The following is a 19,408-nucleotide window of genomic DNA, read 5'->3' on the forward strand; positions in this document are numbered from 1 at the left end:
TAAGAGGCGCACTTCGCCCTGTCTAACACTGAAACGCTATGATTTATAACCAATTATCCTTAGCAAAGGATCGGAAATATAATTCCATTCTATGGCTATGGCGCAGTGGTTTCCGCTGTCTGAAGAGGGTGGGTCAAAATGCTGTCCGCGACCCAGCCATCCTGCACCAGCGCGCTGGCGGCCAGCGGCCCGCTCAGCCGGACCTGCAGCTGGCCGATGACCCGGCCCTGGATACGCTCGCAGTTGCTGTACAGCAGGCGGGCGTCGCCCCCCAGCAGGCTGGCGATATGCTGCAGATTGGGTTCGCGACCGCTGCTGCCGTCAAACCGTAAGGTCACGATCTGCTCGCCGTCGCGCAGCGATGGCCTGGCCTCCGGGCGATCGGGGTGCTGCAGGCCGAGCATAGCGCGCGTCACCGGGTGTTGCGGGTTGCCAAACACGCGCCAGACCTCCCCCTGTTCGACAATGCGTCCGCCTTCGAGCACGCTGACCCGATCGCAGAGGGTGCGAATAACCTCCATTTCGTGAGTGATCAGCACGATAGTCAGCCCCAGGCGCTGGTTAATCTCCTTCAGCAGGGTTAACACCGACAAGGTGTTTTCCGGATCCAGCGCCGAAGTTGCCTCATCGCACAGCAGAATTTCCGGTTGAGTGACCAGCGCCCGGGCGATGCCGGTTCGCTGTTTCTGGCCGCCGGAAAGGCGGGCAGGGTAGCTGTCGCGCAGGGCGCTGAGGCCCACCAGCTCAAGCATTTCCGTAACCCGCCGCTGACGTTCGCCGGCCGGGATGCCAGCCATCTTCAGCGGCAGCGCAATATTCTGCGCCACGGTTTTGGTGGCCATCAGATTAAAGTGCTGAAAAATCATCGCCACCCGCCGACGCAGGTCGCGCAGCTGGCGCGTGGAGTAGCGAACGGTCGACTCGCCGTGGATGAACATCTCGCCGCTATCGGCACTTTCCAGGCGATTAAACAGGCGCAGCAGGGTGGATTTTCCGGCGCCGCTGCGGCCGATGATGCCGAAAATTTCACCCTGACGGATGGTCAGGTCAATGTCCTGTAGCGCCTGCACGCCGTTAGGATAGGCTTTGCTGATACCAGCAAACTCAATATGGATCGGTGGGGCGGGGATATGCGTCACGATGATGCGCTCCGTTTGCCCGGGCAGCGGCTGTCGCCGCTGCCCGCGGTGATTAAAATCCGGGTAAAATTTTGCCCTGATAACGCGTCAGAATGAACTGACGAACGGCGTCCGAATGTAGCGCTTGCGCCAGTTTCTGAATGCCCGGGTCCTGAATATTGTCCGGACGCGCCACCAGATATTCGACGTACAGATCGCTGCCTTTTTCCACCAGCAACGCTTTATCGGTGTCGATACCGGCCTCCAGCGCATAGTTGGCAAAGATAAAGGCGAGGTCGACCTGCTTCACCGCCCGCGCCAGCATGGCGCCCTCCAGTTCGCGGATTTTAAAGTGATGCGGGTTGCTGGTGATGTCCTTCGTTGCCGATTGCGGATTGTGCGGATCCTTGAGGGTAATCAGCCCGGCGTTGCTTAACATCACCAGCGCGCGTCCGGTGTTCACCGGATCGTTAGGAATGGCGATCGTCGCCCCGTCAGGCACCGCGGTGAGACTCGTGTATTTGCTGGAGTAGGCGCCGAAAGGTTCGATATGCACCCCGACCACCGGAATAAGGTTGGCATGCCGGGTCTGGTTGTAGTTATCGAGAAACGGACGGTACTGGTAGTAGTTAGCGTCGAGGTGTTTCTCCGCCAGCTGCTGATTGGGCTGTATAAAATCGTTAAATACTTTGATCTGTAAATCGACGCCTTCCTTTGCCAACACGGGCTTCACAAACTCCAGGATTTCCGCATGCGGTACCGGCGTGGCGCCGACGATCAGCGTCTCGTTAGCCATTGCTGTGGTGGAGAAGAGGGCCAGAAGTCCGGCGGCGATAATGGATTTTTTCATGATAGTGATTCCTGAAACCTGGAAGGGTAAGTTATTTGCGGCTGACGTAGCGCACCAGGCGGTCGCCGCTCATTTGCAGAAGCTGTACCAGCGCAATCAGCATCAGGACGGTGACCACCATCACGTCAGTCTGAAAGCGCTGATAACCAAAACGAATGGCCAGATCGCCCAGCCCACCGCCGCCAATCACCCCCGCCATCGAGGTGTAGTCGACCAGCAAAATGGCCGTCACGGTCACAGCGGCGATCAGCCCGGCCCGCGACTCCGGTAACAGCGTGTGCCAGATAAGCTGCCAGGTGCTGCCGCCCATCGACCAGCTGGCCTCCACCAGGCCGTGCTCCACCTCGCGCAGAGCGGTTTCCACCAGCCTGGCGAAGAACGGGGCGCAGCCGGCGACCAGCGGCGGAATGGTTCCTTCCACCCCCAGCGAGGTGCCGGTCAGCAACGTGGTCAACGGGATCATGACAATGAGTAAAATGATGAACGGCAGGGAGCGCAGCACGTTGACGCACAATGACAACAGGCGGTAAAGACGCGGGGCGTACAGCAAACGCGGCTCGCCGGTGAGATAGAGTACGATCCCCAGCGGAAGGCCCAGCAGCACGGTCCAGCCCAGCGACCAGGCCAGCATGGTGAGGGTATCGAGGGCGGCCTGGGCCACATCGCTCCAGTCAATTTGTGCGAAAAATGCCAGCAGACTCGTCATATCAGTTCCAGTCATGTCGTTGCGGACGAATACCGTTCAGCACCCAGTTTCCGAGCAGCTGATACTTCCAGCGTACCGGGTCGTGCAGGGTGTGCACCCGGGCATTGCGCCAGTGGCGGTCGAGGTTGAGCGACTCACCGGTAGCCCGCGTGCCCCCCAGCTCAAACAGGCGGCTGGCGGCCTCCAGCGCTACTTCAGTGGTCCAGATTTTGGCGCGGGCGACGGCCAGCGATGCCTCTGCGACATGTTCCTCACTGAGGTCATTTTTATAGCGGTCGAGCACCCGTCCGGCCCGCTCCAGCAGCGCGTCGGCAGCGGCAAGACGGCTATCCAGCTGACCGATATGGTAGATAGTCAGCGGGTCGTCACTGGCTCGCGCCACACCGGCGTCGATCCACGGTCGGGCGCTGTTGCGCACGAACGCCACGGTATCGTCCAGCGCCGCGCGGGCGATACCGGCGTCTATCGCCGCGGTGGTCAACTGGGCGAAGGGGCCGGCAAGGGTCGGGCTGGCGTAGGACTTCCACGTTGGGAAAAGGTGGAAGGGATTGACCGGAAGATTATCGGCCAGTACGGTGCCGCTGGCGGTAGTTCGCTGACCGAGGCACGCCCAGTCATCGACCACCGTCAGCCCCGGGCTGTTCTGTGGCACAAAGGCGAGCTGGGCGCGATCGTCAGCATCCAGCGCCAGAATGCCAATCCAGTGGGCATACAGTGATCCGGTGCAATAGCCTTTACGGCCAGTGATCCGCAGCCCCTCGGCGCCTTGCACGATACGGGTACGAATATCGAGGACCGTTTTCCCTCCGGTTTCCGACAGGGCATTGGCGAAGCGATAGCCTTGCAGTACCTGGGCGAAAAAGAACGCCTGCTGGTCGTCGCTGCCCTGCAGACGAATATCTTCCAGCAGGCAATAGTGGTTCTGGGGAATCTGACCTAACGATGGATCGGCCGCGGAAAGAATGGCAATGACCTGCGCCAGGGTCGCGGCCGAGACCTCGGCGCCGCCAAAGCGGCGCGGCACCGTAATACCCCACAGCCCGCTGTTGGAGTAGGTGTTGACGATCTCCACCGGGACGATACCCGTGCGGTCGCGCTCGGCGGCGCCGGGTTTGAGCACGGCGGCGATCTCATCGGCGATGGCGAGGGCTTCCGCATCGCTGGCAATAATATGCGCCTGCGGCGAGGACTGGGTGTAAGGCAGAGCGGGTGAACTGGCTGACATCATCTTCTCTCTTATTCAGTGAATAGCTTATGCGTAAATTGGATAAATAAATTATTCGTAATGCTCATGGGTTATATGTACGAGTAAGCAAAACACGTGCCAGCGAGAGAGGAAGGCAGGTTGGCGATATTTAGCGGGCTGGCTATGTCTGCTGACGGAGCGGACTGCTGCAAATGCAGCGCACTTTTGCGCTGCCTGTTGCAAAGGCGACAGTTAGGGAAAAGCGACCTCCGGACAGAGGGAAGGCTGCCCGGCGGTGAGTGTGGCGAGTTCTCAGCGATCCTACGCCGTAGGGGGAAGCAGTGAGGGGGCGGTCGCGGTTAGCGGTTGCCAGAGCCGCTCGGGGTCGCGAAACCCCGCTTCGACGAGGGCATAAAAGCGGCTGGCATGGAGACCATCGACGAAGGCATGGTTAAATCGCCCGGCCACCGGGATCACGCCGTTCTGCAGTTTCCCCCAGGTGAGCGCCGGAACCGCGGCGCCCACCGCGTATTCCGCATGGGTCATCGAGGTAAAGTGGAGCCACGGCAGACAGCTGGCGCAGATAAAATGTTCGCCATCGACGATGAGCGGCGCCGGCGATGTCTCTCTTGCCGCGACGATCTTCGGCGTTGCCGCGGCGCTGAAGGCGGTGAACTCGGCAGCGTTGTCGCACCATACCTGGCGGAAGCCCTCCTCGACGGTCATCACCGGCGTCATGACCGCCAGGCTGTGATATTCAATCACCTCGCCATCGCGCACACGCTGTCGGAGCTGCGGCACCCCGTTGGCCGCGCGCAGCAGGGCATAGAGCGCGAGCTGAAAAAATGAGACCCGCCGGTCCTTCGCACATTCGTACAGGCGCTGCGCCTCTATCGGAACGCAGAGATTAAAGCTGGGGTTGGCAAATTGTCGGTAAAAGGTGAAATGGTCCCGGCGGGGCCAGGCCGCGGTGTCGATGATCCGGTAACGTGCCATGGATGCCTCCTTATAGCTGGCGGTCTACTGACTATGCGACGATTTCAATCAGGTTGCCATCGGGATCGGCGATCACCGCCTCATAATAGCCGTCGCCGGTGGTGCGCGGGGGTGAAACCAGTATTCCCGCCGCTCCAGCGCGTTGGGCAAGGGCATCGACCTGTTCTGCGCCGCCCACCGAGAGGGCCAGATGCGCCCAGCCGGTATGGTTATTATCCGCGCTGGCCTGCTGCAGGCCAGGCTTGGTCATCAGCTCGATCACTACTTCGTCGTCGATGGTGACAAAATAGGAGGCAAATCCGGGGTTGGTCTGGCTGAGGTATTTTTCATTAATACTGGCGGCAAAGAACTCGACCCAGAAGCGGGCCTGAGCCTCAAGCTGTTGGGTCCACAGAGCGAAATGGGCAATTTTCATGGTAAACCTCCGGGCAGGAACATTGACAATCACAGCAGGGCAGACGATCATGCTTACTGTTGCTCGTTTATGATTATTTAAGGAGTTGCTTTGCTCGATTATGCTGCTTTTCCCCAACAGCGACAAGCGCTGATTTGCCAGATCCTGCAGGAAAACGGCAGGGTGGTGTGTGCGGATCTGGCGGCGCGTCTTCAGGTGTCTGAACATACTATCCGCCGCGATCTGCATGAGCTTAGCCGCGAAGGCGTCTGTAAAAAAGTCTACGGCGGGGCGGTGTTGAGCCTGCCGGAAGCGGGAGACTACAGTGAACGGAAAGATAAAAACCGAGCAACAAAACTCAGGATCGCGCAGCAGTGCGCCCGGCTGGTGAAACCCGGCGGCACTATTTTCATTGATACCGGCACCACCAATCTGGCGATGGCCGAGGCGCTGCCCGCCGAGCTTGCGCTGACGGTGGTGACGAACTCTCCGGAGATCGCCGCGGTGCTGGTGAAAAAGCCGCTCTACGACGTGGTGATGCTCGGCGGTCAGGTGCAGCGGGCGAGCGGGGGCTGCGTTGGGGCCGCGGCGGTGGCTCAGGTGCAGGGGATGTTATTCGACCAGGGGTTTATCGGCGGCTGCGCCATGGCGCCAGAGTCAGGCCTGACCGGCTTTGACTATGCCGACTGTGAGTTTAAGAAAGCGGTGATTAAGCAGTGCAGCGAAATTATCATCGGCCTGACCTCGGATAAAATTCCGGCGGTGGCGCGGTTCGTGGTGGCCGCGAGCAGCGATATCGATGTGCTGGTGGTGGAGGAGAATATTAGTCGCGAATATCGCGTTGCCTTTCAGCAACACGATATCCGTATCCATACCGTGTAGCCGCTAGCGGGTGAGTGAGGTCGCGATAAGCCGCAGGCCCAGCGCCCCCAGCACCGTCGCGGTGGCGATATCGATTCGCCGCTTCAACCGCAGGTAGACCCGACGCGGGCGATCGGCGGAGAGCACCAGCGCCACCAGTGAATACCAGCTAACGTCAATCAGAAAACTCATCAGCGGCACGATGTAATAGAACGCGGTGGGGATCTGCGTCGGCAGCAGGGCGGTAAAAATCGAGGCAAACACCAGCGCGGTTTTGGGATTGCTCAGCTGGGTATACAGCCCGTCGCGGAAGGTCTTCAGCAACGAATGGTTGCCGGCCATACCGCTGGCGGAAAAATCCATCGGCTGCGCCGAACCGCGGAAAATCTTATAGCCCAGCCACAACAGGTAGAGCCCGCCCGCTACTTTCAAGCCAATAAACAGCTCTGGCACCGCGGTGAGCACCTTCTGCAGGCCCAGCATCGCCATAATAGAAAAAATGGCGGCGCCGGCGCCGGTGCCGAGGGCGGTCACCAGACCGTGCAGGCGCGAGCGGGCGACCGCATTGCGCGCGACAAAAATAAAGCTCGGGCCGGGACTGATCACGCCCATGATCAGCACCGCGGCAATGGCCATCAGGCTGGATAAGAACATAGCAACTCCTGGTGTGTTCGCCGCCGTCAGGCGGTCGGCAACGTGGGGACGGTACGAGCAGACAGAGTAGCAAACTGGCTCAGGAAAGCACGTGAAAACCCTGTGGAATAGGCGAGGCTGAATGGGCATCCGCGGCGCGCGTTTTCTGCGCAACTGTTTGAATAACGATTCCCATTCTTGTCAGCAATGGTAAACTGAATAACTGTGATCTTTGTCATACCGTAATAACTACAGAGAAGAGACACTGCTATGCAACATATCATTGAGGGCTTCCTCAACTTCCAGAAAGAGATCTTCCCCCAGCGTAAAGAGCTCTTCCGCAGCCTGGCTTCCAGCCAGAATCCCAAAGCGCTTTTCATCTCCTGCTCTGACAGCCGTCTGGTGCCGGAACTGGTTACCCAGCAGGAGCCGGGACAGCTCTTTGTTATTCGTAATGCCGGGAATATCGTGCCGTCTTTCGGGCCGGAGCCGGGTGGTGTATCCGCGACCATTGAGTATGCCGTGGTTGCGCTGGGCGTGACTGATATCGTGATCTGCGGCCACTCAAACTGCGGGGCGATGAAAGCGATCGCCACCTGCCAGTGCCTGGAGCCGATGCCGGCGGTGTCTCACTGGCTGCGCTACGCTGATGCTGCGAAAGCGGTGGTGGAAAAGAAAACCTGGGCCAGCGAAACCGATAAGGTCAACGGCATGGTGCAGGAAAACGTCATCGCTCAGCTGAACAACATCAAAACCCACCCGTCGGTGGCCGTCGGCCTGCGCGACCATACCCTGCGCCTGCACGGCTGGTTCTACGACATTGAAAGCGGCGAGATTCAGGCGCTGGATAAAAACACGAAATCCTTTGTTTCGCTGTCGGACAATCCGGACGTCTTTTTCGAATAAAGCCGTTCCCAGGGCACGGAGGCCCTGTTCATCTCATCTCCTCACCCCTACCACTCCACGCAAATTTTGCCGAAATGGGCGCCGCTTTGCAGATAGCGGAAGGCGTCTGGTAAGGCCGCAAAATCAAACACTTTATCGATGACCGGCCGCGACGCCTGCAGGTTCAGCGCGTTGACGTAGTCCTGTTGTTGCCGGCGATGACCCACCACTAGCCCCTGCAACCGGGCCTGTTTACTCATCAGCAGATGGGTGGGCACATGACCTTCGAAGCCAGTCAGGACGCCGATGAGGGCGATGTGTCCGCCAACACGGACGGCTTCGAACGACTGGCTCAGGGTGCCCGGTCCGCCGAGCTCGAGGATAATATCGGCCCCGCGATGACCGGTGATGTCCTGCACCGTAGCACCCCACGCCGGGGTGGTGCGGTAATTGATGAGATGGTCAGCCCCCAGGGCGCGCGCGCGGGCGAGCTTTTCATCTGATGAGGAGGTGACGATGACCTGCGCGCCCATGCTTTTCGCCAGCTGCAGGGCGGTTATCGACACGCCGCCGGTGCCGAGCGTCAGCACCGTATCGCCCGCTTTTAGCCGCCCCTCCACCACCAGCGCGCGCCAGGCGGTGAGGCCGGAGGTGGTGATAGTCGCCGCTTCCCTGAAGCTCCATCCGTCAGGCGCATGGGTAAAATGGCTGGCCGGTCTGACCACATACTGGCAGGCAAACCCCTCGGCGCCGTCGCCCGGGGTCTGGCTGAAGTCCTTCACCTGCGGGCCAGGACGGCCATCCAGCCACTGCGGGAAAAAGCCAGCCACCACCCGGTCGCCTGGCTGAAACTCGCTGACTCCGGCGCCAACCGCTTCGACCACCCCCGCGCCGTCCGCCATCAGGATCCGCCGATCGGCGGTGGGAATCACCCCCGTCGCTACCAGCAAATCGTGATAATTCAGGGAGGTGGCGTGGAGCGCTACGCGGATCTCGCCTGCCGCCGGCGCGCCGGGGTCGGCAAGATCGACAAGCTGCAGATTGTCCAGTGAACCGGGTTTGTTGACGATCCAGGCTTTCATCATCGGGTTCTCTTTTCCGGGGGATACGGTAAGTATTGGCCCGGAATTGGCTGAACGCCACAGCGCGCCGCTCAGGAAATCACTGCCCGGAGAAAGAGGCGAAAAAAAAGCGCCGTTTTTGACGGCGCTTTTTTCATTGCGAAAGAACGAAGAGATTATTTGCTCAGCTCAGCCGTCATATGGACGCGATTATTAAACTGGGCGCTGGTGATTTTATAGGACGCACCCTGCTCAGCGGCCTGGGCGGCGATTTTGGCTTCAGCACGGTCCAGGGTGGAGGCGGTGGCGCTGACGCTCTGGGCGAAGCTAACGGAAGAGAACAGTGACAGTGCAGCAACAGCAACGAAAGTTTTGATGGATTTCATGGTCGTATTCCTTAATCTGGTGTCTGATATAGGGCTTGTCGCCCTGATGTGATAAAGAATACGCGCAATACCTCGTGGTTAAAATCAAAACAATTTGCGAAACTCATTCAAATTATATGAATGATTTTCGGCCGATCGCGATGCGGCACGTCGTTGCCGGGCTGGCCGTACTCCTGGTCTATAGCAGCTGTGATCGGCGCAGAGGTGGCTAAACGTGGCCTCCGCGGTCATAAAATGATGAAAATGGGTATGGCTGACGAGGCGAAAATTCATTTTGATCCGCTCCAGTCCGTTATAAACCCGCTTGCGATTAACCCCCAGCGCGTCCGCCATCTGATTAATTGACTGTCCGTCGACCACGCCACGAATCATCTGCATCTCCAGGTCATTAAGTGGGGCTCGCAGCCGGGAGGAGTGACTCTGACGCTGATGGCGCGGCGCGAAAGGGCGGCTACGGTCTGCCAGCCGGCGCAGAAGGCGGCCGATCTCGTGAACGCTTTCCCGCTGGCTGACCCACAGGAGGGTATCCGCGTAAAAGGCGCGTCCGCGTCTCACATTGTTGGCGGAGGTAAATCCGACCACCAGACCGGGATAGCGCTGGGCTAATTCAGCAGCGGCCTGATAATCGTGATAGTTTTCCAGCGCTAAAATAATTACATCCATCCCGGCCAGATCGGGCAGATGGCTGAGCGGCAGTGAATGAATAATATTCAGACCGGGCAGGGTTTCCTGAATATCTCTGAAACACTGGGCGAGGCCGATATTAAAATAAATATTATTGCTGTGAATTAAAATATTCAAAGAATAAATCCTGTTGCAAGCGATCTAAACGGCGTGGAGAGGAGATTAGTTGCGAACCAGGAGCTTATTCATATCAGCAGGCGAGTTATTTATATAATTCATCATGCCCGGCGGTTTGAAGGAATAAATTTCGGCTACGCAAGCAGGGTTAATATAATACCCTGCGCATTTAACGCGGACAATTAACGTGCTTTCGACCCCCGCCTGGTTTAAGCGAGATTTTAGGGTCTGGATAACCTGCCATAATCGCTGCGCGGACGGACGGAGATTATTTTTTTCCCAGACGTTAATCATTAACTCTTCATCGCTGACCAGACGTTCTCTGCCATGCGCCAGCAAATACTCCAGTAAACAAGCCATGGTGCTGCGCAGCTGAACCTGCGTTCGCGTCCCACGTAACGCGATAATTTCCCGATGATGCAGGCAGTAGAAAATATTATCCGCTAACTTATAGCCAAGTAGTTTATAGCCTGTAGTCATCCACCACTCCCTGACAAATCCCCGTATTGCCGGTGCAGAGTAACCGCCTGCGGCGGTCTGACCAAGTGAATTTTATTAGCTAGAATAATCAAAACAATTAACCACATTAGCATACATAACTAGAATAAAAATCTGATAATCTTGCCCTCTTCTGTTGGATTATGTGGTATAGGAAAAGTCTTAATCAAGCGGTGGCCGAAGTTAAACGGTTGAAAATATAGGTGGCGAAATCAAAAAATCGCACTTACATTGATCTAGATCAATTTAATACCTTTCAGGTGGCAATCACCATTTACATAGCAAAACAAAGATTGAAATAACTACGTTTAAGCGGTGATAAGCTGATTCTGAACTTATGGAATTACCCAGGGAACTGTTCATTACTTTCAGGAGCGTTTTTATGGTCATTGCAACTCGTAAGCCTCTGTGCAACAAACGCTGGTCCGCCAGCCCGGCCTCTCAGGATCTTCAGTTGACCCAACTGCGTCACCCATGGGTCGCCACCAAAGCCAGCTGCAAAAGTAAAAAAGGCTGGAAGAGCCGCGGTTAACGGCTAGTCCACTTCCCCAGACACCACGTCCCGGTCGCGTTAATGTCACGACCGGGGTTTCGCTGTGATCGGTGTTCGCCGCGAAGGTCACACCGGGCGCAGGCAGTAGCCTGAGGCGGTATTCTCCACGCGGGCGAAACCTGGCAGGCCAAGATGCATACCGGCGATGAGCCACCGTTCGCTGGCGGCCTGGCGCAGCAGACTTTCCCGTGTATGCCGGGCCTGGTCAGGATCGACGTCAAATGCCACCGACACCTCTGGCCGGGCGCTCTGGATCGAGGGAAAGTGGACGATATCCCCCCAGATTAGCAGCGACGTTCCGCCCGCCTCAAGGCGATATCCGGTATGCCCTGGCGTATGGCCGGGCAGGGGACATGGCCGGATCCCGGCTACCGGCTCGTCTTCATCAATATCACGAATTTGCGTCGCACAGATCGCCATTATGCGGCGGACGAGCAGCACGTTACGTTGTCCACGATCGCTGGCGTTGTCCAGTGTCGATGGCGCCAGCCAGTAAGCGCTTTCCCGCGAGGGTAGGAACACCATGGCGTTGGGATAAGCCGGTGTACCGGCGGCGGTCAGCAGGCCGCCGATATGGTCCGGGTGCGCGTGAGTGAGAAGGATGGTGTCAATTTCCTCAGGGCGCACGCCGAGCAGCGCCAGATTGGCAATAAGCGCGCCGCCGACGCCGTTGGCCCCGCCGGTGCCGGTATCCACTAGCACCGTGTGCCCGCGTCCGCGGATCAGGTAAGCGCCGATCTCGATGGCCTCCGGCGAGGTTAACCCGGCCTGGCGCTGCAGACGCGCCGCCTCTTCAGGGGCGATCCCCGCGAGTAGCGTCAGCGGCGCTGTCATCTGACCATCACTGATGGCGCTTATCGTCAGGTCGCCTGCTGTCAGGGTATAAAAGGGAGCAGGTGTCATGTTGACCTCACGCTTGCTCCGCCGGGTGACGCAACCTGGCGGTAATGGGCTGATAGATAAAGACCGCGGCAGAGGTGACCCGGTGATGCAGATCGTCACGCGGGACGATGGCGGCATAGCGGGTATGCCGGGTGGCCAGACCCCCGGGCTGCAGGACGATCGGCGCAGCGACGGGCAGGGCTTCCGCGGTATCGCTCAGCAGCAGCACCTCGTCAGGAGCCACCTCCCGCAGCGCGTTAGTCGTGAGATAGAGGTGGCGATGCCAGTCGGCGATCGCCGATTGCCAGCGGGCAAAATGACCCCCACCATTGCGGCGATAGGCGTCGCTGTCGAGGACGGCGGCATCGCGGATATCGTGTAGGGCCAGGTAGCGAGGGCAGCCCTCGCTGAACGCGCAGAAGCGCTGGGAGGCATGAAAACCGGGCACCGAGACCAGCGCCGGCAATTTTTCCCGATTGTAAAAGGTATTCCACGCCGCTTCGCTTTGCGGGTCGGTGTAGGCGCATTCGACGACATAGAGCATAGTGACCTCGAGAGACAGATGATTCAGCGCATAACGCGCTTTAGTGAGTTTTCCTCATCCTATCCGGCAATAATGGCGCTGAAAAACGATGTTTATTCATCACTCAGTGATATTCTGTCACTGAATTTCAATGGGCCCGCACAAGGAGCATTGGCTATGCGTCGTAAAATCCCCAGCAGCGCTGCGCTACTGGCCTTTGAGGCCGCCGCCCGCCACGGCAACTTTGCCCGCGCGGCGGCGGAGCTCGCGTTAACGGAAGGGGCCATCAGCCGGCAGATCGCCCGTCTGGAAGCGCTCCTCGACAGCAAACTCTTTGACAGGATCGGGAGCCGGGTACGGCTCAATCCGGCTGGCGCCCGCTATGCCAGACAGGTACGCGAGATCCTCAGCAGGCTGGAGCGGGAAACCCACGACGTCAGCGGGATGCCCGCCGATGGCAGCAGTCTCGAGATCGCCGTGCTCCCCACCTTCGCCAGCCGCTGGCTCATCCCCCGGCTCGGGCAGTTCACGGCGCAGCATCCGCATATCGTGGTCAATATCGCCGCCCGCAGCGACCCCTTTATTCTGCCGGGCAGCGGATTTGATGCGGCCATCCATTTTGATCACCCGGCGTGGACCGGAATGGATGTGACGTTTTTGTTTGCGGAGTATCTGCTGCCGGTCTGTCATGCCGCGCTGCTGACGGATGACGATCTCCCGGGGCTGCTGAACCGGCTGCCGCGCATTCATCGGCGGCAAAACCCGGACGCCTGGCTGCACTATGCCCGCGAGTGCGGTCTGGCGCTGGATAATCCGGAGCAGGGGCCGCGCTATGATCTGCATGAGATGGCAATCGCTGCGGTACTCAGCCAGCAGGGCGTGGCCCTGGTGCCGAAGATGTATGTGGAGAGCGAACTGCGCAGCGGGACGCTGGTCGCCCCATGGCCGGGCTCACCGACGTTGGCCAAGCGCTTTTGCCTGATCAAACCCGGCGGCGGCGAGGGGGAGCCGGCGCTGCAGTTGTTTGAGCGCTGGCTGCAGACGACGATTGCGGCAGGTTAACTTATGGCGGGCCTGGGGGGCGCTGCGCCGCCCGCTGGCGGGCATATTTGCCCGGCGATATCCCGGCATATCGGGTAAAGGCCACGCTGAACGCGCTGGTCGAGCCATAGCCGAGGCGCTCGGCGATATCCGTTATGCTGATGCCCGTCTCGCCCAGCCACTGCATGGCCAGGGTCATGCGCCAGCTCAACAAATAGCCCATCGGGGTCATTCCGGTCAGGCCGGTAAAGCGTTCAAATAACGTCGAGCGAGACAGCGCGCAGTCGGCGGCCAGGGCGTTGACGGTCCAGCGTCTGGCGGGGGCCTGATGCAGCAGGCGGATTGCCTGGGCGACCCGCGGGTCGCTCAGGCCGCGCATCAGTCCGGGGGTGGCGAGCGTTCCGCAGGATCGGATGGCCTCGATAAACAGCAGCTCAACCATCCGCGCCAGAACGAAAGATTTGCCTGCGCGATCCGCCTGGGCTTCCTCTTTCAGCAGCCCGACAAAGGTGGCCAGCCGCGGCTGGTCGCGAACCACCACTAAGGCGGGCAGCAGGGAGGTTAGCAGGCTGGCGTTATCCGAATCGGCAGCGCAGTGGCCAATCAGCGCCAGCATCTCCGCTGGCTGGTCGAGAGCTCCCAGGCGAAAGTGTTCCGCCGCAAGCTTCACCGGGGTGGTCTCCAGCGCCGGTGAAGGCGGCGGGGTCAGGCTGGTTAACGCGAAGCGGTACGCCGCCGGGATCAACATAAAATCCCCGGCGCGCAGGATCTGCGGCGCATGCTGGTCTATTTCCAGCCGACAGCCGCCTTCCAGTACCACGCCGTAGAACGACATTCCCTGGTCTGAACGTTTAACGCGCCATTCTCCCGCCCCCTCAATGGTTTTGGTCAGCACCGCTCTGAGATTGAGCATCGCTATGATTTCCGCCAGCGGGTCGCTCATTTCCGGACTCCTGCTAAAGAATAATGGATTATTGACCCTATATCGTCCGGAGCGGGCTGTCTATGATGAAAAGGAAGAAACCAACGGAGACAGAGAGATGCAAACGATTATGATCACCGGCTGTTCATCGGGTTTTGGTCTGGAGACGGCGCGTTATTTTCTTGAACAGGGCTGGAAGGTTATCGCCACGATGCGGGTTCCGCGCGAGGATCTGTTGCCGGCCAGCGACCGTCTGCGGCTGGTGCGTCTTGACGTCACCTCAGCGCAGAGTATCGCCGAGGCGATTGCCGAGGCCGGAGAGATTGACGTTCTGGTCAATAACGCCGGAGTGGGGATGCTCAATGCCCTGGAGGGGGCGTCGCACGAGGCGATAGCGAACCTGTTTGCCACCAACACGCTTGGGACTATCGCCATGACCCAGGCGGTACTTCCCCGGTTCAGAGCGCGCTGTAGCGGGACGATCATTAATATCACCTCGGCGGTCACCCTGCAGCCGATGCCCCTGCTGGCGGTCTATACCGCGAGTAAAGCGGCGGTGAATGCCTTCACGGAGTCGCTGGCGCTGGAGCTGCGGCCCTTTAATATTCGCGTCGGTGTGATCCTGCCGGGACGCGCTCCCCAGACCCGCTTCGGGGAAAACGCTCGTCGAACGATGGGCCAGCTCCCGGAGAGCTATGCGCCGCTCGGCCAGCAGATCCTCGACAGCATCCAGGATAACGCCAGCGTGACGCAGGCTGTCGATGTGGCTCAGGCCGTCTGGCGGATGGTGAACGATCCTCAAGCCCCTTCGCGGTTGCCGGCAGGGGAGGATGCCCTGGCGATGGCGCAGGCTATTCCTGGTCGCGAATAATCGGGTTTCGCTTTGTCGCTGGCAGGGTTCGATGACGTTCAGGCTGGAAGCGCAGAAGGCGTGCGTTTTCCGGTCACGATGCAGCAGGCTAATGTTGAGAGGGAATGATACGAAACGAGATTGGTGCGTCTGAATGGACTCGAACCATCGACCCCCACCATGTCAAGGTGGTGCTCTAACCAACTGAGCTACAGACGCATTATGGTGCGTTTAATTGGACTCGAACCAACGACCCCCACCATGTCAAGGTGGTGCTCTAACCAACTGAGCTATAAACGCATAATGGTGCGTTCGATTGGACTCGAACCAACGACCCCCACCATGTCAAGGTGGTGCTCTAACCAACTGAGCTACGAACGCAATGTTGTGGTGACAACGGGGACGCATATTAGCGGCAGGCAGGGGATGTGGCAAGAGGTAAACGTCACTTTTCTTGTACATTGCATGCGATTGCGGATCTTTTACCCACTCCGGCGATATTTTACTGAACCACAAGGATATTTCTTCGCCAGCAGGCGCCTCGCCTCTCTTTTCTTTGCCGGTCTCACCCTGCGGGTAAGGGTTGCCGTTGTGTTAAATTAGCGCCCACCAGAAGAGAGGAGTAATAAGGAAGATGAAATCGATTGGTATTTTCTGCGGTTCTTCAGCTGGCGAACATCCGCTGTATCTCGAAACCGCCCGACGGGTTGGCCACATGCTGGCGCAGCAGGGACTGGCTGTTGTCTATGGCGGCGGCAAAGTTGGCTTGATGGGGGCGGTTGCCGATGCGGCGCTGGAGGCCGGGGGCACGGTCATCGGCGTAATGCCGCGCGGCCTGGTGGAGCGGGAAATTGCCCACCGCGGGTTGACGGAGCTGCATGTGGTGGAGGATATGCACGAACGGAAAACCAAAATGGCGGCGCTGGCCGACGGCTTTATTGCTCTGCCGGGCGGAGCGGGGACGCTTGAAGAGATTTTCGAACAGTGGACCTGGGCGCAGTTGGGCATCCATGAAAAACCGTGCGCATTCCTGAATATCAAGGGGTATTACGATCCGCTGCAGGCGATGGTCAATAACATGGTACGGGAAGGATTTATGCACCCGCGCTACGCGGAGATGCTGCCGTTTGCTGCTTCGCCAGAGGAGATTATCGCCGGTTTCCGCGACTATACGCCGCCGGCCCGTAAATGGGTTCAGCAGCCCGCTATTTAAACATCAAGCGAAGGGTAAACAGCGCGCAGACGATGAGCAGAACCAACAGCAATTCGAAGCGATAGCGTTGCAGCATGATGTCCTCCTGAAAAAAAACCGGCGCTATTCAGCGCCGGTTTATCACCTTAACGCCCTGACCGTTATGCCGCCGGTTGTACCGCCGGTTTGGCTGCGTGGTGCGCCGCTTTATGGTGCTTCTTCGCCGCCTGGGCTTTCTGCGCTACGGCCGGTTTTGTCGCCGCTTTATGGTGTTTCTTTGCTGCCTGGGCTTTCTGCGCTACGGCCGGTTTCGCCGCGGCTTTATGGTGCTTTTTAGCTGCCTGGGCTTTCTGCGCTGCTTCCGGTTTCGCCGCGGCTTTGTGATGCTTCTTCGCTGCCTGGGCTTTCTGCGCTACGGCCGGTTTTGTCGCCGCTTTATGGTGTTTCTTCGCTGCCTGGGCTTTCTGTTCGGCTGCCGGTTTCGCCGCCGCTTTGTGATGTTTCTTGTGGTGAACGGTGGTGTGGCTGGCTGCGGTAGCCGGGGTGGTGGTCGCGGCGTCGGCTGCGAAAGCAACAGATGACAGACCCATAGCAGCGGCAACAACCAGAGCTAATACTTTTTTCATGCTGAAATCCTCGAATTGGTTTCCTGAGTAACCCCACTGCGGGGCTGTTGGCCACACTATATGCATCTCCGGGGCGCTCATCAGTGAGTCTTTGGTGTCGGGGAGTAACGGAATGTACAACGTCGGAACATAACTGAAGAAAGAAAAAGCCCGCCAGGGTGGCGGGCTTTGGCAGGATCAGCGCGCGGCGCGCTGTAAGATGATGCTGGAGGGCTGGCGCTGCAGAAAACGCATCCGCAGCATCATCATAATAGCGGCGGAGGTCAGGCCGATGATAAATCCGCACCAGAAGCCGGCGGGCCCCATGCGGGGGACAATCACGTCGGTCAGCGCCAGCAGGTAGCCGCTGGGTAAACCCAGCACCCAGTACGCGGTAAAGGTGATAAAAAAGATAGACCGCGTATCTTTATAGCCGCGCAGGATACCGCTGCCGATCACCTGAATAGAGTCCGAGATCTGGTAGACCGCCGCCAGCAGCATCAGATGCGAGGCCAGCATCACCACCTCCGGGTTATCGTTGTACAGCAGGGCAATTTGCTTACGCATCAGCACGGTAAAGATAGCGGTAAACACCGCCAGGCAGACGCCCACGCCCACACCCGTACGGGCGGAAACCTGGGCATCGATCGTTGAGCCCTGGCCGAGGCGGAAGCCGACGCGAATGGTGACCGCGGCCGCCAGCGACAGCGGCAGAACGAACATCAGCGAGCTGAAGTTCAGCGCAATCTGGTGGCCGGCGACGTCAATGATCCCGAGCGGGGAGACCAGCAGCGCGACGACGGCAAACAGGGTCACTTCGAAGAATAGCGCCAGGGCGATGGGTAGCCCCAGCTGCACCAGCCGCAGCAGGACGGCGAAATCGGGGCCGCTGAAGCCCTCGGCGCAGCGGATATCGCGCATCGAACGCGACCGGCGCACCCACCACAGCATGCTGGCAAACATCACCCAGTAAACGGAGGCGGTCGCCACGCCGCAGCCGACGCCGCCCAGCTCTGGCATGCCGAAATGGCCATAGATAAAGATATAGTTCACCGGAATGTTGACCAGTAAACCGATAAAGCCCATGACCATTCCGGGCTTGGTTTTTGCCAGCCCTTCACACTGGTTACGGGCGACCTGGAAGAACAGATAGCCCGGCGCCCCCCACAGCAGCGCGCGCAGATAGCCAACCGCTTTCTCCGCCAGCAGCGGATCGATGTTATGCATGGAGCTGATGATATACCCGGCATTCCACAGCACGACCATGATCAGCACCGAGACCAGCCCCGCCAGCCAGAAGCCCTGACGCACCTGCGGCGCGATACGCTCCCGACGCCCGGAGCCATTAAGCTGCGCCACCACCGGGGTCAGCGCCAGCAGCAGCCCATGGCCGAAGAGAATGGCCGGCAGCCAGATGGAGGTTCCGATGGCCACCGCGGCCATATCGGTGGCGCTGTAGCCGCCCGCCATCACGGTATCGACAAAACCCATCGCCGTCTGCGCTACCTGCGCAAGAATGACGGGTATAGCCAGAGCTAATAACTGACGCGCTTCAATGAAATACTTCTGCACGTGAACACCTTTGTATTGTTGTTATTTTGAGACTAAAAAAGCCGCCGTAACTGGCAGCAAGGGGATAAAAATGAGGAAATTCCAGTCTATTGTAGCGAGGATTAGCCATTAAGCCAGTGAAAAAAGAGTCGAGGCACGAAGCGCGCTGGCAACCGCTCAGCCCTCCTGTTATTGTTCCCGATAGCGAAAACGGTAATGATACCGTCATGATTTTCAACAGGAGCCAAACATGTTTACTGGTATTGTTCAGGGAACCGCGAAAGTGGTCTCCATTGATGATAAACCCAATTTTCGCACCCACGTGGTGGAGCTGCCGGCGCATATGCTGGAGGGGCTCGAAACCGGGGCATCGGTAGCCAACAACGGTTGCTGTCTGACGGTGACCGACATCAACGGCGCGCGCATCAGCTTTGATCTCATGAAAGAGACGCTGCGGATTACCAATCTCGGCGATATTCAGGTCGGGGATGAAGTTAACGTCGAGCGGGCGGCGAAATTCAGTGATGAAATCGGCGGGCATTTGATGTCCGGCCATATTATGACCACCGCGGAAATCGTGAAGATCCTCACTTCCGAAAATAACCGTCAGATCTGGTTTAAAGTACAGGATCCGACGCTGATGAAATATATCCTTTATAAAGGATTCATCGGTATCGATGGCATCAGCCTGACGGTAGGTGAGGTGACGGCAACCCGATTCTGCGTGCATCTTATTCCGGAGACGCTGCAGCGGACCACGCTGGGGGCGAAAAAGCTGGGCGACCGCGTCAATATCGAGATCGACCCGCAAACCCAGGCGGTTGTCGATACGGTCGAACGCGTGCTGGCGGCGAAAGAGATGGCGGCAAAGGTCAGTGAAGCCTGAAAAAAAATCCCCCGCCGGTGAGCGGGGG

Annotated in this window: 23 protein-coding genes and 3 tRNA genes; 7 read left to right on the plus strand and 19 right to left on the minus strand. The window is 58.8% G+C overall.

From position 1 onward, the window contains the following. Positions 1–95 precede the first annotated feature (95 nt). From GT756_RS09210 to GT756_RS09235, 6 genes are all read right to left on the minus strand, one after another. Positions 96–1,139, minus strand: a complete 1,044-nt coding sequence (locus GT756_RS09210) for a methionine ABC transporter ATP-binding protein (RefSeq protein ID WP_017899540.1) — start codon at positions 1,137–1,139, stop codon at positions 96–98. A 52-nt stretch (positions 1,140–1,191) separates the two neighbouring features. Then, on the minus strand, positions 1,192–1,968 hold the full coding sequence (locus tag GT756_RS09215) for a MetQ/NlpA family ABC transporter substrate-binding protein (RefSeq protein WP_049092638.1): 777 nt from the start codon (positions 1,966–1,968) through the stop codon (positions 1,192–1,194). A 31-nt stretch (positions 1,969–1,999) separates the two neighbouring features. Beyond that, a complete protein-coding gene (locus tag GT756_RS09220; protein WP_004202921.1) occupies positions 2,000–2,674 on the minus strand; it encodes a methionine ABC transporter permease in 675 nt (224 codons plus the stop codon). A gap of 1 nt (position 2,675) precedes the next feature. After that, on the minus strand, positions 2,676–3,902 hold the full coding sequence (locus GT756_RS09225; protein ID WP_023318450.1) for an SfnB family sulfur acquisition oxidoreductase: 1,227 nt from the start codon (positions 3,900–3,902) through the stop codon (positions 2,676–2,678). A 279-nt stretch (positions 3,903–4,181) separates the two neighbouring features. Next, on the minus strand, positions 4,182–4,856 hold the full coding sequence (locus tag GT756_RS09230; RefSeq protein WP_160124719.1) for a CatA-like O-acetyltransferase, family 1: 675 nt from the start codon (positions 4,854–4,856) through the stop codon (positions 4,182–4,184). A gap of 31 nt (positions 4,857–4,887) precedes the next feature. Beyond that, positions 4,888–5,271 (minus strand): VOC family protein, encoded by a 384-nt coding sequence (locus tag GT756_RS09235; protein ID WP_004202917.1) that lies wholly within the window; start codon positions 5,269–5,271, stop codon positions 4,888–4,890. Between the two features lie 90 nt (positions 5,272–5,361). Between GT756_RS09235 and GT756_RS09240 the strand changes: the two genes are divergently transcribed. Further along, entirely contained in the window at positions 5,362–6,132 is a 771-nt protein-coding gene (locus GT756_RS09240; protein WP_004202915.1) for a DeoR/GlpR family DNA-binding transcription regulator, read from the plus strand. 3 nt (positions 6,133–6,135) lie between these two features. Here GT756_RS09240 and GT756_RS09245 read toward each other — a convergent pair whose 3' ends face one another. Further along, a complete protein-coding gene (locus GT756_RS09245; RefSeq protein ID WP_023318448.1) occupies positions 6,136–6,765 on the minus strand; it encodes a LysE family translocator in 630 nt (209 codons plus the stop codon). Between the two features lie 249 nt (positions 6,766–7,014). Between GT756_RS09245 and GT756_RS09250 the strand changes: the two genes are divergently transcribed. After that, positions 7,015–7,650: a carbonic anhydrase gene (locus GT756_RS09250; protein WP_004202911.1), complete on the plus strand. Its 636-nt coding sequence runs from the start codon at positions 7,015–7,017 to the stop codon at positions 7,648–7,650. A 47-nt stretch (positions 7,651–7,697) separates the two neighbouring features. Here GT756_RS09250 and GT756_RS09255 read toward each other — a convergent pair whose 3' ends face one another. The 4 genes from GT756_RS09255 to GT756_RS09270 form a co-directional block, all read right to left on the minus strand. Beyond that, on the minus strand, positions 7,698–8,714 hold the full coding sequence (locus GT756_RS09255; RefSeq protein WP_023318447.1) for an NAD(P)-dependent alcohol dehydrogenase: 1,017 nt from the start codon (positions 8,712–8,714) through the stop codon (positions 7,698–7,700). Between the two features lie 152 nt (positions 8,715–8,866). After that, entirely contained in the window at positions 8,867–9,076 is a 210-nt protein-coding gene (locus GT756_RS09260) for a YdgH/BhsA/McbA-like domain containing protein (protein WP_004202908.1), read from the minus strand. A gap of 84 nt (positions 9,077–9,160) precedes the next feature. Beyond that, the gene (locus GT756_RS09265) at positions 9,161–9,877 is read right to left on the minus strand and encodes a hypothetical protein (RefSeq protein WP_043519949.1); all 717 of its coding nucleotides are present in this window, start codon (positions 9,875–9,877) and stop codon (positions 9,161–9,163) included. Positions 9,878–9,922: 45 nt separating this feature from the next. After that, positions 9,923–10,357, minus strand: coding sequence for a winged helix-turn-helix domain-containing protein (locus tag GT756_RS09270; protein ID WP_017899535.1), 435 nt, complete (start codon positions 10,355–10,357; stop codon positions 9,923–9,925). A gap of 400 nt (positions 10,358–10,757) precedes the next feature. Between GT756_RS09270 and GT756_RS25840 the strand changes: the two genes are divergently transcribed. After that, on the plus strand, positions 10,758–10,907 hold the full coding sequence (locus GT756_RS25840; RefSeq protein WP_002907802.1) for a hypothetical protein: 150 nt from the start codon (positions 10,758–10,760) through the stop codon (positions 10,905–10,907). A gap of 87 nt (positions 10,908–10,994) precedes the next feature. Here GT756_RS25840 and GT756_RS09275 read toward each other — a convergent pair whose 3' ends face one another. After that, positions 10,995–11,831: an MBL fold metallo-hydrolase gene (locus tag GT756_RS09275; RefSeq protein WP_043519952.1), complete on the minus strand. Its 837-nt coding sequence runs from the start codon at positions 11,829–11,831 to the stop codon at positions 10,995–10,997. Positions 11,832–11,838: 7 nt separating this feature from the next. Beyond that, a complete protein-coding gene (locus GT756_RS09280) occupies positions 11,839–12,354 on the minus strand; it encodes a hypothetical protein (protein ID WP_023318444.1) in 516 nt (171 codons plus the stop codon). A 156-nt stretch (positions 12,355–12,510) separates the two neighbouring features. On the opposite strand from GT756_RS09280, the gene GT756_RS09285 reads away from it, so the two are divergent. Next, positions 12,511–13,395, plus strand: a complete 885-nt coding sequence (locus GT756_RS09285) for a LysR substrate-binding domain-containing protein (protein WP_043519954.1) — start codon at positions 12,511–12,513, stop codon at positions 13,393–13,395. A 1-nt stretch (position 13,396) separates the two neighbouring features. Here the strand turns inward: GT756_RS09285 and GT756_RS09290 are convergent, their stop codons facing one another. Beyond that, positions 13,397–14,317: an AraC family transcriptional regulator gene (locus GT756_RS09290; protein ID WP_043519957.1), complete on the minus strand. Its 921-nt coding sequence runs from the start codon at positions 14,315–14,317 to the stop codon at positions 13,397–13,399. Positions 14,318–14,414: 97 nt separating this feature from the next. Between GT756_RS09290 and GT756_RS09295 the strand changes: the two genes are divergently transcribed. Beyond that, a complete protein-coding gene (locus GT756_RS09295) occupies positions 14,415–15,167 on the plus strand; it encodes an SDR family oxidoreductase (protein ID WP_043519959.1) in 753 nt (250 codons plus the stop codon). Between the two features lie 121 nt (positions 15,168–15,288). On the opposite strand, the gene GT756_RS09300 is transcribed toward GT756_RS09295, so the two are convergent. The 3 genes from GT756_RS09300 to GT756_RS09310 all read right to left on the minus strand — a co-directional run bounded on the left by GT756_RS09300 (position 15,289) and on the right by GT756_RS09310 (position 15,527). Then, a tRNA-Val gene (locus GT756_RS09300) sits at positions 15,289–15,365 on the minus strand. A gap of 4 nt (positions 15,366–15,369) precedes the next feature. Next, a tRNA-Val gene (locus tag GT756_RS09305) sits at positions 15,370–15,446 on the minus strand. 4 nt (positions 15,447–15,450) lie between these two features. Continuing rightward, positions 15,451–15,527 (minus strand) — tRNA-Val (locus GT756_RS09310). A 253-nt stretch (positions 15,528–15,780) separates the two neighbouring features. On the opposite strand from GT756_RS09310, the gene GT756_RS09315 reads away from it, so the two are divergent. After that, positions 15,781–16,359, plus strand: coding sequence for a TIGR00730 family Rossman fold protein (locus GT756_RS09315; protein ID WP_004202897.1), 579 nt, complete (start codon positions 15,781–15,783; stop codon positions 16,357–16,359). Between the two features lie 140 nt (positions 16,360–16,499). On the opposite strand, the gene asr is transcribed toward GT756_RS09315, so the two are convergent. Next, positions 16,500–16,964, minus strand: coding sequence for an acid resistance repetitive basic protein Asr (gene asr / locus GT756_RS09320; RefSeq protein WP_032456174.1), 465 nt, complete (start codon positions 16,962–16,964; stop codon positions 16,500–16,502). A 177-nt stretch (positions 16,965–17,141) separates the two neighbouring features. Beyond that, positions 17,142–18,515 (minus strand): MdtK family multidrug efflux MATE transporter, encoded by a 1,374-nt coding sequence (gene mdtK, locus GT756_RS09325; RefSeq protein WP_004202895.1) that lies wholly within the window; start codon positions 18,513–18,515, stop codon positions 17,142–17,144. Between the two features lie 229 nt (positions 18,516–18,744). Between mdtK and GT756_RS09330 the strand changes: the two genes are divergently transcribed. After that, positions 18,745–19,380 (plus strand): riboflavin synthase, encoded by a 636-nt coding sequence (locus GT756_RS09330; RefSeq protein WP_004202894.1) that lies wholly within the window; start codon positions 18,745–18,747, stop codon positions 19,378–19,380. Positions 19,381–19,408 lie beyond the last annotated feature (28 nt).

Source organism: Klebsiella sp. Q2 (assembly GCF_009900705.1).
GTDB classification, from domain to species: Bacteria; Pseudomonadota; Gammaproteobacteria; order Enterobacterales; family Enterobacteriaceae; genus Klebsiella; species Klebsiella quasipneumoniae.